Source organism: Anaeromyxobacter sp., assembly GCA_016718565.1.
Taxonomy (GTDB): domain Bacteria; phylum Myxococcota; class Myxococcia; order Myxococcales; family Anaeromyxobacteraceae; genus JADKCZ01.
The window spans coordinates 36,453-49,580 of the sequence record JADKCZ010000002.1; the positions used below are offsets into that span (position 1 = coordinate 36,453).

Genomic DNA, 13,128 nt, shown 5'->3' on the forward strand with positions numbered 1-13,128 from the left:
GGCTGGACGGGCCTCCCCCGAGGGGGCCCGCGGCGCATTGACGCTTCAAAAACGGGCGTGTAGGGTGCGCCTTCCGTTTTCCAGGACTTCGCCGGGATGTGCCCGGCGAGCGCCACCTGGCCTCGATCCCCGGGCCGCGGCGCGAACGACCAACCAGGGGCAACACGTGGCGCCGCCCGCAGCGAAGGACCCCAGAGCGGGCGCCCACCAGAAAGCACAGAGTCCACCCGAATGGAGAATCAGATTCCCGTCACGGCCGAGGCCGAGGTCGAAGATTTTGCCGCCATGTTCGCAGCCAGCGAGCTGCAGCAGGGCCCCGTCGAGGAAGGCAAGGTCGTCCACGGCACCGTCATCCAGCTGACCAAGGACTACGCGGTCATCGACATCGGCTACAAGTCCGAGGGTCAGGTGCCGATGAACGAGTTCGCCCCGGGTCCCGGCGGCGAGCCAGGCGTCAAGGTCGGTGACAAGGTCGAGGTTCTCGTCGAGTCGCGCGAGAACGACACGGGCATGGTCGTCCTCTCCAAGGAGAAGGCCGACAAGATGCGCATCTGGGACGAGATCTCGGCCGCCTGTGAGCGGGACGAGCTCGTCGAGGGCGTCATCGTGGGCCGCGTCAAGGGCGGCCTCTCGGTCGACATCGGCGTGAAGGCCTTCCTGCCGGGCTCCCAGGTGGACATCCGCCCGGTGCGCAACCTGGACAAGCTGATCGGCGAGAAGTTCAAGTTCAAGGTCATCAAGTTCAACAAGAAGCGCGGCAACATCGTCCTGTCGCGCCGCGTCCTCCTCGAGAAGGAGCGCGAGGAGCTCAAGAAGGAGACCCTCAAGAACCTGAAGGAGGGGGCCATCCTCAAGGGCGTGGTCAAGAACCTCACCGACTACGGCGCGTTCATCGACCTGGGCGGCATCGACGGCCTGCTGCACGTCACCGACATGTCGTGGGGCCGCATCGGCCACCCGAGCGAGATGTTCGAGGTGGGCGCCGAGCTCCGCGTGGTGGTCCTCAAGTTCGACCCCGCCTCCGAGCGCGTCAGCCTGGGCCTCAAGCAGATCCAGGAGGACCCGTGGCACCGCGCCGACGAGAAGTACCCGGTCGGCACGCGGGTCAAGGGCAAGGTGGTCAGCCTCACCGACTACGGCGCGTTCATCGAGCTCGAGCAGGGCGTCGAGGGCCTGGTGCACGTCTCCGAGATGAGCTGGACCAAGCGGGTCAAGCACCCGTCCAAGCTCGTCAACCAGGGTGACGCCGTCGAGGCCGTGGTGCTCGACATCGACCCCAAGGCCAAGCGGATCAGCCTCGGCATGAAGCAGATCGAGGCCAACCCGTGGACGCTGCTGGAGGACAAGTACCCCATCGGCACCACCATCCGCGGCGAGGTCCGCAACGTCACCGACTTCGGCATCTTCGTCGGCGTCGAGGAGGGCATCGACGGCCTGGTGCACGTGTCCGACATCTCCTGGACCGAGCGCATCAAGCACCCGGGCGAGAAGTTCAAGAAGGGTGACGTGGTCGAGGCCGTGGTGCTCAACATCGACGTCGAGAACGAGCGCTTCAGCCTGGGCATCAAGCAGGCCAACCCGGATCCGTGGACCACGCTGGCCGAGCGGCACCCGGTCGGCTCCAAGGCCAAGGGCAAGGTCACCAAGGTCACCGACTTCGGCGCCTTCGTGGAGCTCGAGCCGGGCATCGAGGGGCTGGTGCACGTCTCCGAGATGAAGGACGAGCGGGTCGAGAACCCCCGCGACGTGGTCAAGGAGGGCGACGAGATCGACGTCAAGGTCATCGACATGGACCTGCAGGAGCGCAAGGTGGCGCTCTCGATCAAGGCGCTCAACCGCGACGGCGGCGAGGACGACTACCGCGAGTACCTGCGCAAGCAGGGCGACGGCCGGGCCCGCCTCGGCGACCTGATGGAGAAGTTCAACCGGAGGAAGTAGTCCGGTCCCGCGCCCGCACCGGGCGCGCGGCGTGACACCGGCGGGCGGCTCGCGAGCACGCGGGCCGCCCGCTTTCGCGTCCGGGGAGCGCGCCCCACGGGGCCCTCGCCGGTGGCGCCGGGCGCGCCGGGATCCGCTATCATCCCGCCCGAGAACCCGGGCCCGAGGTGGAGCGGTATGAGCGGGGACCAGTCGGACCAGGCCCACGCCGCGGGCGGGGCGGTGAAGGCCAGCGCCCTCCTCGTGGACGCGTCGGTGCTGCGCGCCCTCCTCGACGCCGTGCCCGAGCCGGTCTTCCTCAAGGACGCGGCCTGCCGCTACCTCTTCGCCAACGCGGCGGCGCTGCGGGTCCTCGGGCGACCGCTCGAGGAGGTGCTGGGGCGCTGCAACGAGGAGCTGGTCGCCGACCCACGCCAGGCGGCCGCCGTGCGGTCCGTGGACGAGCGGGTGCTGGCGTCGGGCCAGGTCGTGACCGGCGAGGACGTGATGGGCACCCCCTCGGGGCCGAGGGTGTTCGCCTCCACCAAGGCGCCCTGGCGCGACGCCGCCGGCCGGGTGGCCGGGATCATCGGCACCGCCCGGGACGTGACCGACACCCGCCGGGACGAGCAGGCGCTGGTCGAGCGGGAGCGACACCGCGGCGCGGTCCTGGCCGCCTCCATCGACGCCTTCTGGGAGCTGACGGAGGACGGCCGCCTGGTGGACGCCAACGAGGCCACCCTGGCCATGACCGGCTACACCCGCGAGGAGCTGCTGCGGCTGCGCGTCTCCGACGTCGACGCGGTGGACGACCAGTCCGCCGTCCAGGCGCGCATCGTCCGCCTGCGCCAGCAGGGGTTCGATCGCTTCGAGAGCCGCGTCCGGCGAAAGGACGGGACGCTGGTGGAGGTCGAGTCCAGCCTCACCCTGGTGCCGGGGGCCCCGGGCCGCATCGTGGCCTTCATCCGCGACGTCACCGACCGGAGGCGGACCGAGGCGCAGCTGCGCCAGGCCCAGAAGCTCGAGTCGATCGGGCGGCTGGCGGGCGGGGTGGCCCACGACTTCAACAACCTGCTCACCGTGGTGCTGAGCTGCGCCTCGGCGCTGCGGGAGGACGCCCTGGCCGGGCGGGCGGCCGGCCTGGAGGAGGTGGAGGAGGTCCGCGCCGCCGGGCTGCGGGCCCGCGACCTGACCCGTCAGCTGCTGGCGTTCGCCCGCAAGCAGGTGATCACCCCGGTGCGGCTCGATCTCAACGAGCTGGTGCGGGCCAGCGAGAAGCTGCTGCGCCGGGTGCTCGGCGAGGACGTGGAGCTCTCGGTGGAGACGGCCCCCGGGCTCTGGCCGGTCCTCGGCGACGCCGGGCAGCTGGAGCAGGTGCTGATGAACCTGGCCGTCAACGCCCGGGACGCCATGCCCACCGGCGGGCGGCTGTCCATCTCCACCGCCAACGCCCTGGTGACCCGGCACGGCCCGGGCGAGGGCGGCCTGCGGGCGGGGGAGTGGGTGCAGCTGACGGTCGCCGACACCGGCACCGGCCTGAGCCCGGAGGCCAGGGCCCACCTCTTCGAGCCCTTCTTCACCACCAAGCCGGTGGGGCAGGGGACCGGCCTGGGGCTGGCGACGGTCTACGGCATCGTCGAGCAGAGCGGCGGGCAGCTCCTCGTGGAGAGCGAGCCGGGCCGTGGCACCGCCGTCCTGGTCTACCTGCCGCGAGGAGCGGCGAGCCCCGCGGACGAGCCGCCGCCGGACCGGCCCGCCGCCGAACGCGCCACCCCGACCGGCGCCGAGACCATCCTGGTGGTCGAGGACGACGCCCAGGTGCGCAGCGTCACGGTGCGGACCCTGCGGAAGGCCGGGTACCGGGTCCTGGTGGCCGAGAGCGGCCCGGCCGCGCTGGCCGCCTCGCGCGAGGAGACGGCCGCCATCCACCTGGTCGTCTCGGACGTGGTCATGCCCGGCCAGTCCGGGCCGGAGGTGGTCGCCGCGCTGGCGCGCCAGCGGCCCGGCCTCAGGGTGCTCTTCGTCTCGGGCCACGCCGAGGAGGCCGTGGCCCGCCGCGGCGTCTTCGACGCCGCCGTGAACCTGCTGCCGAAGCCCTTCGCGCCCGAGGACCTCCTGGCGCGGGTGCGCCAGGCCCTCGACGGACCGGCCTGACGCGGCGCGGAGGCCGGCCGGGTGCGGCGCCCCCTTGAGCCAGGCCGCCGCGGCTTGCGACCCCGCCCCCCGCGTGATTACCTCGACCCCTCATGTCCCCCATCGATCCCGACGAGCCCCTGCCGACCACGCCGGTGGCGCCCACGGGCGCGCCGCCCGCAGCGCCGCCCCCCGCTCCGCACGCCGCGCCCCCGCCCCCGGGCTACGCCGCCACGCCGGGGTGGGCCGGCGCCCCGGGCTGGGGAGGGCCGCCGCCGGGCTGGGGCCCTGCCCAGGCCGCCGTGCCCCCGCCCTCGCCGCCGCGGCGCGACCGCCTGGCCATGGGCATCGTGGCCTTCATCTTCGGCGGCCTGTTCCTGGTGTTCTTCGGGTTCCTGCTGCTGGCCTACACGGTGGTGCGGGGCGAGTCGCCCAGCCTCTCCACCGGCCCGCGCATCGGGGTGGTGGAGGTCAAGGGCGGCATCGGCATGGGCGGCGGCGGCGGCGCCGAGTCCGAGCCCATCATGAAGCACCTGCGCCGCTTCCACGACGACGACGGCATCAAGGCGGTGGTGATCCGCATCGACTCGCCCGGCGGCGCGGTGGCCCCCTCGCAGGAGATCCACGACGAGGTGGTGCGGCTGGCCAAGAAGAAGGTGGTGGTCTGCTCGCTGGGCAACCTGGCCGCCTCGGGCGGCTTCTACGTGGCGGTGGCCTGCCCGAAGATCGTGGCGCTGCCGGGCACGCTGACGGGCTCCATCGGGGTGGTCAGCCAGTTCGTCAACGTCAAGGGGCTGGCCGAGCGGTTCGACGTGAAGGTGGAGACCATCAAGAGCGGCAAGCTCAAGGACCTGGGCAACCCGTTCCGCGACCTGTCGCCGGAGGACCGCGCCTACTGGGAGCGGACCACCATGGGCATCTACGAGCAGTTCCTCGGCGCGGTGGTGGCCGGGCGCAAGCTCGACGAGCAGAAGGTCCGCGCCGTGGCCGACGGCCGGGTCATCACCGGCCTGGAGGCCAGGGACCTGGGGCTGGTGGACGTGCTGGGCAACTTCTACGTGGCGGTGGACCTGGCCAAGGCGGAGGCCAAGCTCTCCGGCGAGCCGACGCTGGTGTACCCGCCCGAGGACGGGGCCCACCTCCTCGAGAACCTGCTGGGCGGCGCCGCCGGCGCCCTGGCCCGCGGCGCCACGGCCGGGGTCGAGCGCGGCGTGGCGGAGGCCCGGCAGCCGGGCCTCTACCTGCTGGCGCGCTGAAGGGGGAGGGGACCATGCAGCGGCCGCTCTGGGCGCCGTGGCGGATGGAGTTCATCGCCGCGGAGAAGCCGACCGGGTGCATCTTCTGCCAGTACCCGGCGGAGGCCGAGGCGGAGGACCGGCGCACCCTCATCGTGCACCGCGCCCCGCACGCCTTCACCATCCTCAACCGCTACCCGTACAACTCCGGCCACCTCATGGTGGTGCCGCGCCGCCACGGCGCCGCGCTCGAGGCCCTGCCGCCGGTCGAGTGGGCCGGCCTGATGGACGAGGTGCGGCGGGCCGAGGCGGTGCTGCGGGCCGTCTACCGCCCCGAGGGGATCAACGTCGGCATGAACCTGGGCCGGGCCGGGGGCGCCGGCATCGTGGACCACCTGCACTGGCACCTGGTGCCGCGCTGGGTCGGCGACAACAACTTCATGCCGGTGCTGGCCGACATCCGGGTCATGGTCGATCACCTCGAGACCACCTGGGAGAAGGTGCACGCCGGGTTCGCCGCGTCGCCGCCGTGACCGAGGCCCACCTCCAGCTGGTGGCGGCCACCGCGGCCCTCGGCGTCCTGGCGGCGCTGGGGGTGGCGGTGAGCCGGCACCGGCGCCGCCGCACCGAGGCCAAGGCCTACCTGAAGGGCGTCCGCTCGATGATCTCCGGCGACCCGGACGCCGCCATCGAGGCGCTCTCCGACGCCGCCCGCCTCGGCACGCCGCAGGCCAAGGAGTCCTACCTGGCGCTGGGGGCGCTGCTGCGGCGCACCGGCGACCTGGCGCGGGCCATCCGGCTGCACCGCAACATGCTGGCCGGCCAGTGGCCGGACCCGGCCGAGCGGCGCGAGGTGCTGCGCGAGCTGGCCGAGGACTACCGGCGCAGCGGCATGCTGGCGGAGGCGCTCGAGCTGCTGGCGCCCGGCGCACCGCTGGACCGGGCCAGCGCCGAGGCCTACCGCGAGGTGCTGGCCGACCAGGGGGCCTGGCGGGAGGCCGCCCAGGTGCAGCTCGGCCTGGCCGGCGCCGGGCCAGACCGGCTGCGGGCCCACCTGCTGGCGGCGGCGGCGCGGGCCGAGGTGGCCGGGGCGGTGGCCGGCGGGGGCGGGCCGGCGGCGCTGCAGGATGCGCAGCGGGCGGCGGCGGCAGCGGTGGAGGCCGACCCGGGTTGCGCCGCCGCCCACCTGGCGGTGGCCGAGGCGGCGGCGGCGGCCGGGCAGCCCGAGGCCGCGCTGGCGGCCCTGGGCCGCGGGCTGGACGCCACCCCCCGGGCGGCGGTGCTGGCCTGGCCGGTGCTCGCGGCCCTGGCCGACCGCGCGGCCGCGCTGGGGCCGCTCACGGCCCGGGCGGCGGCCACCCCGGACGACGCCGGCCTGCACATGCTGCTGGGGCGCCTGCTCCACCGGCTGGAGCGGCCGGCCGAGGCGCTGGTGGCCCTGCGGACCGCGCTGGACCTGGACGCCCGCGGGGAGGTCACCCTGGCGCTGCGCGACCTGCTGCGCGAGGTGGAGGCCACGCCGGCCGAGGGGGCCGAGCTGGCGGCGCGCCACGAGCTGCTGGTGCTCGCCCTGGGGCGGCGGGTCCACGCGGTGCGCTGCGTGCGGTGCGGCGCCGAGGCCCCGGCGCGGGCCTGGCGCTGCCGCGCCTGCGGCGCCTTCGACGGCTTCCCGTGATAGCCTGAACGCATGTCACGGACCTACCAGCTCCGCCCGGCCGCCCGCGGCGGCGGCGCCCTGAACTACCAGGGGCTCCTCAACGAGGAGCAGGTGGCGGTGGTGGAGGCCCCCGAGGGGCCCATCCTGGTGGTGGCCGGCGCCGGCTCGGGCAAGACCCGCACGCTCACCTGGCGGGTGGCGCGGCTGCTGCACGAGGGGGTCCAGCCCGAGTCGATCCTGCTCCTCACCTTCACCAACAAGGCGGCCAAGGAGATGCTGCGCCGGGTGGAGGAGGTGGCGCGCATCGACACGCGGCGCCTCACCGGCGGCACCTTCCACCACGTGGCCCACCAGCTCCTGCGCCAGCACGCCGGCGAGCTGGGCTACGCGCCGGGCTACTCGATCCTGGACCGCGAGGACTCCAGCGACGTGATGACGGCCGCGGTGGCCGACTGCGGCCAGGCGGTGGGGGCGCGCCGCTTCCCCAAGGCCGACGTGCTGGTGGACCTGGTGTCGATGGCGGTGAACACCCAGACGCCGCTGGCCGACCTGGTGGCGACCCGGCGGCCGCAGTTCGCGCCGCTCACCGACGAGATCCTGCGGGTGGCGCGGCGCTACGCCGAGCGCAAGCACGCGCTCAACGCCATGGACTTCGACGACCTGCTGCTCAACTGGAAGATCCTGCTGGCGGAGCGGGAGCCGGTGCGCCGGGCCCTGGCGGAGCGCTACCGGCACCTGCTGGTGGACGAGTACCAGGACACCAACCGCCTGCAGGGCGACGTGGTGGACCTGCTGGCGCTGGACCACCGCAACCTGTGCGTGGTGGGCGACGACGCCCAGTCCATCTACGCCTTCCGCGGCGCCCACTTCGCCAACATCCTGGAGTTCGAGCGGCGCTACCCCGGCGCGCGGCGCTTCGCCCTGACGGTCAACTACCGCTCCACCCCGCAGATCCTGGCGCTGGCCAACGCCTCCATCGCCAACAACCTGAAGCAGTTCGAGAAGGAGCTGCGCAGCGTCCGGCCGGAGGGGGCGCTGCCGGCGCTGGTGCCCTGCCGCGACGTCTTCCAGCAGGCGGCCTTCACCGCCCAGCGGGTGCTGGAGCTGCGCGACGAGGGGGTGCCGCTGCCGGAGATGGCCGTCCTCTACCGAGCCCACCACCACTCGATGGAGATCCAGTTCGAGCTGGCGCGGCGCGGCATCCCCTTCGTGGTGCGCTCCGGGGTGCGCTTCTTCGAGGCCTCCCACGTCAAGGACGTGCTGGCCCACCTGCGCTTCGCCCGCAACCCGGGCGACGAGCTGGCGCTGAAGCGCTGCCTCAAGGTGACCCCTGGCGTGGGGACCGCCACCGCCGAGGCCGTCTGGCGCGCCCTGGCGGCGCGGCGGCGGGTGGGCGGCGGCACGGTGGCCGACCTGACGGCGCCGGACGTGGCCGGGCAGGTGCCGGCCAAGGGGCGCCCCGGCTACCAGGCGCTGGCGGCGCTGCTGCAGGCGCTGGACCGGCCGCCCACCCGGGACCTGCCCGGCGAGGCCATCGAGAAGGTGCTGGCCTCGGGCTACGAGGAGTACCTGCGCGCCGAGTTCATGAACGCCGACTCGCGCATCGAGGACCTGCGCCAGCTGGCCGACTACGCCCGCGGCTGGGCCGACACCGAGACCTTCCTGGCCGAGATCGCGCTGCTCTCCGAGCTGACCGCCGAGACGGTCAGCGAGGCCGAGGCGCCGGACGAGAAGATGGTGCTCTCGTCGGTGCACCAGGCCAAGGGGCTGGAGTGGCGCGCCGTCTTCGTGGTCTGGCTGGCCGACGGGCGCTTCCCCTCGGCCCAGGCCCTCAAGGACCGCGACGGCGAGGAGGAGGAGCGGCGGCTCTTCTACGTGGCCTGCACCCGGGCCAAGGACGAGCTCTACCTGACCTACCCGGTGGTCTCGACGCCCCGCGACCGCGAGCGGGTGGTCATGAAGGCCTCGCGCTTCCTGGAGGAGCTGCCGGGGGAGCCGGCCCTGTGCGAGCGCTGGCAGCTCGACGAGGGGGGCGGGCTGCCCGGGCTGGACGCGGCGCCCTCGCCCGCGGCGGTGGGGCCGCGCGACCCGCGCAGCGTGCCGTCGCTCTTCGGGACGCCGGGGCCGGGTGAAGGGGGCGGCGTGCCGGGGGTGGCGCCGCGGCGGCCGCCGGCCGGGCCGGCGCCACGCGGCGGCGAGGGCGAGGGAGCGGGCGGTGACGGGGACGGCCAGGACCCTGACGTGCCGTTCTAGCGTCGCGGAGGCGCGGCGGGATCCGTGCTACAGATCCGGGCCATGGCCGGAGCGCGCGAGAAGCCCATCATCGGCATCGACCTCGGCACCACCAACGCCTGCGTGGCGCACGTGCGCAACCGCATCCCGCGGGTGGTCCCCACCGACCGCGGCACGCTGATCCTGCCGAGCGTGGTGGCCCTCTCCGAGAAGGGCGACCTGCTGGTGGGCGGGGTGGCCAAGGACCAGCTGGTCACCAACCCCAAGAACACCATCTACGGCGCCAAGCGGCTCATCGGCCGCAAGTGGAACTCGCGGGTGGTCCAGGAGCTGCGCAGCTACTACAGCTACGACATCGTGGAGGGGCCGGCCGGCGAGGCGGCGGTGCTGCTGGGCGGCAAGGTCACCACGCTGCCGGAGATCAGCGCCATGGTGCTGGCGCACATCAAGAAGATCGCCGAGGCCTTCCTGCAGAAGGACATCCCCGAGGCCATCATCTCGGTGCCGGCCTATTACTCGGACGCCCAGCGGCAGGCGGTGCGGCAGGCCGGCAAGCTGGCCGGCTTCGAGGTGAAGCGCATCGTCAACGAGCCCACCGCGGCGGCGCTGGCCTACGGCTTCTCGCGCGGGCTGGACCAGAAGATCCTGGTGTACGACCTGGGCGGCGGCACCTTCGACGTCTCGGTGCTGCAGCTCTCCGGCAACGTCTTCGAGGTGCTGGCCACCGGCGGCGACACCTTCCTGGGCGGGGTGGACTTCGACAACCGCATCATCGACTACGTCCTCGAGGAGTTCTGGCAGGGGCACAAGATCGACCTGGCGCAGTCGCCCATCGCCATGCAGCGGGTCAAGAACGGCGCCGAGGCGGCCAAGATCGACCTGTCGCTCATCCCCAACGTGGTCATCGACCTGCCCTACATCGAGGAGAAGAAGGGGCGGCCGCTCGACATCCGGGTGCCGCTGTCGCGGGCGCGGCTCGACGAGCTGACCCGCGACCTGGTGGACCGGACCTTCGAGCTGTGCGACCAGGTGCTGAGCGAGCGCAGCCTGCGCCCCAAGGACATCGACGAGGTGATCCTGGTGGGCGGGCAGTCGCGCATGCCGCTGGTGCAGGAGAAGATCCGCCAGCACTTCGGGCGGCCGGCGCGCAAGGGCGTCCACCCCGACGAGTGCGTGGCGCTGGGCGCGGCGCTGCTGGGCGACTCGCTCGACAGCATCGACTCGGTCACGCTGGTGGACGTGCTCTCCATGCCCATCGGCATCGCCACCCCCACCAGCCACATGCGGCGGGTGCTGGAGAAGAACACCCCCATCCCGGCGGTCAAGTCGTTCCGGCTGCCGCCGCCGCGCGAGCCGGGCCAGCCCATCGAGATCGACATCTACCAGGGCGACTCGGACCTGATCATCGACAACGAGTTCCTCGGCTCCATCCGCCTGCCCGCCGCCGCCACCGGGCGGCGCATCGACTTCAAGCTCGACGAGGAGTGCCTGCTCAAGGTGAGCTTCGACGACCCGGCGCGCGGCATGACGGCGCTGGAGCTGGCCACCCGCGACACGCCGGAGGCGCTCAGGCGGGCGCTGGCCGACACCGCCACGGCGCGCCAGCAGGCGCAGGCGGCCGAGGCGGGCGCCGAGACGACCAAGCGCGGCGGCCTCTTCGGCTGGCTGAAGCGGGGGTAGGGTGGAGTTCGGCTCGCGCCCCTGGTGCTCGGCGGTGGTGGCGGCCCTGAACGCCCAGCCCGGGCTGGCGGCGGCGCTGGCCGGGCTGGCCCCCGCCCTGGGGCTGGTGGTGGAGGCCTCCCCCGGCTTCCCGCGGCCGCTGGCCGCCTGGGGCCGGCAGGAGGGCGGCCGCATCATCGAGTGGCGCCTGCTGGACGACGAGGACGAGCTGCTGGAGCTGGAGCCGGCCTACCTGCTGCGCGCCCCCTACGCCACCTGGAAGGCGCTGCTGCGCGGCGCCGACCCGGTGCGGGCGGCGCTCACCGGCCAGGTCCGCGTCACCGGGGACCTCGAGGCGCTGGTGCGCCGGGCCGGCCACCGCGCGGTGGCCGACGCCGCGCTGGCCTCGGTGGCCACCGAGTTCCCCGACGAGGCCGGAGGTGGCCGTGAGGCGTGAGCTGCCGGGCCTGCAGGCCCTGCTGCAGGAGGCCACCACGCTGGCGGCCCAGGCCGCCGGCAAGGTGCTGGCCGACCCGCGGGGCCAGGAGGCGGTGGCCCGCGCCGTCGGGCTGGCGCAGCGCACCCTGCAGCGGCTGGAGGCGCTGCAGGCCGAGGCCATGAAGGCCGCCGGGATCCCAGGCCGGCAGGACTACCAGGAGCTGGCGAAGCAGCTGGCCCGGGTCAAGCGCAAGGCCCGCGAGCTCGGGAAGAAGCTGGAGGAGCGGCGCGACGCGAGCGGTGCGCGCGAGCGTTGACAGCGGGAAGGCCCGTGGGCATACTCCGCGCCCTCTCAAGCAGCCGGGCGCTTAGCTCAGTGGTAGAGCATCGCCTTCACACGGCGAGGGTCGTAGGTTCAAGCCCTACAGCGCCCAAGAAGCAGAGCAGGGGGTCGGCGGAGAAGCTGGCCCCCTGCTTCTTTCTTGAGCCTTCGCTGGGGTGGAAGGATTCAGCGGCGGGGCATACCCAGGGTGCGATAGGCTGCCGGCATGATTCGAGCGATCGCCACGCTGGTGTGCTGCCTTGGAGCGGTCCAGGTGTTGGCGGGGGAGCCGGCGGACGTACCACCGCCCGCCTGGAGGGAGGCTCGCTGGGGCATGGCCCCAGCAGAGGTACTCGCCGCGTTCCCTGGCGAGGCCCGGAGTCCCTTGAAGCCGAACTGGGCCGACGACGGGCCGGTCCTGGCCGAGATCCCAAGCTTCGAGATCGGTGACGGCAGCTACAAGGTCTATTTCGTCTTCACGAAAGAGAAGCTTGCCAGGATTCTGGTCGCGGCGCGGTCGCTTGCCGAGCCCGAGGCGGTCGGTCGGTATGACTTCCTGCTGAAGATGCTTTCCGGTCGGTATGGTGCCCCTGAGGCCTGCTCGACAGATGACAAATCGAAGGGTGTGATCAGGAACGTCCAAGTCCACTGCAACTGGAGCGCGCCATCATCCAAGGTGACGCTCGCTCAGTCCCTCATCGCCCCTAAGCAGCACCTTGCCCTGGGGATAGCCACACGCCCGTTCAGTTTGACCATCTTCTACTCCCCGCCTGAACCGATGAAGCCGCTGGCGCCATAGCGATGGATGGCGTCTGCCTGGGCACGGCCCAGGCCAGGCAGCGACTTGCGAGGTCGCAGGCCAGCCCGTCCCACCTCGTGGCAGCCCAGCGTGGCGCTACCTGGGCGCGACAGGGCGGGCGTAGTCCTCGGCGACGGCGGTGTAGGGGTATCGGAAGGTCCTCGATGCCGCTGGCCTGAACGGTGTCTTCCAGCGCGACACGGCCTCGACCATGCAGTCGATCGACTTTCGGGTCCTCCAGCGTGGTCTCGACCACGCGGGCGCCCTCCACGCCGCCATCCGGGCGAATGCTGAACTGAATGACAGTGCGACCCGACGAAGGCGTCTTGGTCCGCACGAAGGCCCGGTGACACAGGACGAGGTCGTCGGCCTTCGTCAGGGCAAAGAGCGAAACGGAGTTCTTGTCAGGCTCGGCTGGGAACTGGGTGGCGTCAGGGACCGGGAGGGGCGGGTAGAACCTGAGGGGCCTGGCGCAAGACGAGGAGCCGATCAGGAGCGCCGGGAGCACGAGGAACCAGGCGGGAGGCGGTGGAGAGCGCACAGTGGGTAAATACCCCAGGAATGCCTGGCGGCCCACCAGCGCGGAGCGGCAGCACCTCGAGAGGTGGCACGGAGGTGGGATAGATGCGGCGGGAAAAACTAGGACCCGCGGCCTGCTGCGGAAGTCCGTGCGGGGGGGGCGCGTCGGGGTCGCGCAAGCCGCGGGTCCTGGGAACAAGGTACAGCAGGCCGTCCC

10 protein-coding genes and 1 tRNA gene are annotated in these 13,128 nt (G+C 72.9%); all 11 read left to right on the forward strand.

Going from position 1 to position 13,128, the window contains the following annotated elements:
* Positions 1–231: 231 nt before the first annotated feature.
* Positions 232–1,938 carry a 30S ribosomal protein S1 gene (locus IPO09_06960; protein ID MBK9517086.1) on the forward strand — a complete coding sequence of 569 codons (1,707 nt, stop codon included), beginning with the start codon at positions 232–234 and terminating at the stop codon, positions 1,936–1,938.
* 177 nt (positions 1,939–2,115) lie between these two features.
* Entirely contained in the window at positions 2,116–4,071 is a 1,956-nt protein-coding gene (locus IPO09_06965) for a PAS domain S-box protein (protein ID MBK9517087.1), read from the forward strand.
* A 92-nt stretch (positions 4,072–4,163) separates the two neighbouring features.
* Complete coding sequence (gene sppA, locus IPO09_06970; GenBank protein MBK9517088.1) at positions 4,164–5,306, forward strand: signal peptide peptidase SppA; 1,143 nt, start codon at positions 4,164–4,166, stop codon at positions 5,304–5,306.
* A 14-nt stretch (positions 5,307–5,320) separates the two neighbouring features.
* Positions 5,321–5,818: an HIT domain-containing protein gene (locus tag IPO09_06975; protein ID MBK9517089.1), complete on the forward strand. Its 498-nt coding sequence runs from the start codon at positions 5,321–5,323 to the stop codon at positions 5,816–5,818.
* Positions 5,815–6,960, forward strand: coding sequence for a hypothetical protein (locus IPO09_06980; protein MBK9517090.1), 1,146 nt, complete (start codon positions 5,815–5,817; stop codon positions 6,958–6,960). The genes IPO09_06975 and IPO09_06980 overlap by 4 nt, the downstream gene beginning before the upstream one ends.
* A 12-nt stretch (positions 6,961–6,972) precedes the next feature.
* Positions 6,973–9,195, forward strand: a complete 2,223-nt coding sequence (locus IPO09_06985) for an ATP-dependent helicase (protein MBK9517091.1) — start codon at positions 6,973–6,975, stop codon at positions 9,193–9,195.
* A 42-nt stretch (positions 9,196–9,237) separates the two neighbouring features.
* A complete protein-coding gene (locus tag IPO09_06990) occupies positions 9,238–10,854 on the forward strand; it encodes an Hsp70 family protein (GenBank protein ID MBK9517092.1) in 1,617 nt (538 codons plus the stop codon).
* A 1-nt stretch (position 10,855) separates the two neighbouring features.
* A complete protein-coding gene (locus IPO09_06995) occupies positions 10,856–11,290 on the forward strand; it encodes a hypothetical protein (GenBank protein MBK9517093.1) in 435 nt (144 codons plus the stop codon).
* Positions 11,280–11,588: a hypothetical protein gene (locus tag IPO09_07000; protein ID MBK9517094.1), complete on the forward strand. Its 309-nt coding sequence runs from the start codon at positions 11,280–11,282 to the stop codon at positions 11,586–11,588. The genes IPO09_06995 and IPO09_07000 overlap by 11 nt, the downstream gene beginning before the upstream one ends.
* Positions 11,589–11,633: 45 nt before the next feature.
* Positions 11,634–11,705, forward strand: a tRNA-Val gene (locus tag IPO09_07005).
* Between the two features lie 114 nt (positions 11,706–11,819).
* The gene (locus IPO09_07010; protein ID MBK9517095.1) at positions 11,820–12,392 is read left to right on the forward strand and encodes a hypothetical protein; all 573 of its coding nucleotides are present in this window, start codon (positions 11,820–11,822) and stop codon (positions 12,390–12,392) included.
* The last annotated feature ends 736 nt before the right edge of the window (positions 12,393–13,128 follow it).

What these genes read in the sequence shown, in the direction of transcription:
- IPO09_06960 (MBK9517086.1), top strand. Translation starts at nt 232, where the DNA reads ATGGAGAATCAGATTCCCGTCACGGCCGAGGCCGAGGTCGAAGATTTT.
- IPO09_06965 (MBK9517087.1), top strand. Translation starts at nt 2,116, where the DNA reads ATGAGCGGGGACCAGTCGGACCAGGCCCACGCCGCGGGCGGGGCGGTG.
- sppA (MBK9517088.1), top strand. Translation starts at nt 4,164, where the DNA reads ATGTCCCCCATCGATCCCGACGAGCCCCTGCCGACCACGCCGGTGGCG.
- IPO09_06975 (MBK9517089.1), top strand. Translation starts at nt 5,321, where the DNA reads ATGCAGCGGCCGCTCTGGGCGCCGTGGCGGATGGAGTTCATCGCCGCG.
- IPO09_06985 (MBK9517091.1), top strand. Translation starts at nt 6,973, where the DNA reads ATGTCACGGACCTACCAGCTCCGCCCGGCCGCCCGCGGCGGCGGCGCC.
- IPO09_06990 (MBK9517092.1), top strand. Translation starts at nt 9,238, where the DNA reads ATGGCCGGAGCGCGCGAGAAGCCCATCATCGGCATCGACCTCGGCACC.
- IPO09_07010 (MBK9517095.1), top strand. Translation starts at nt 11,820, where the DNA reads ATGATTCGAGCGATCGCCACGCTGGTGTGCTGCCTTGGAGCGGTCCAG.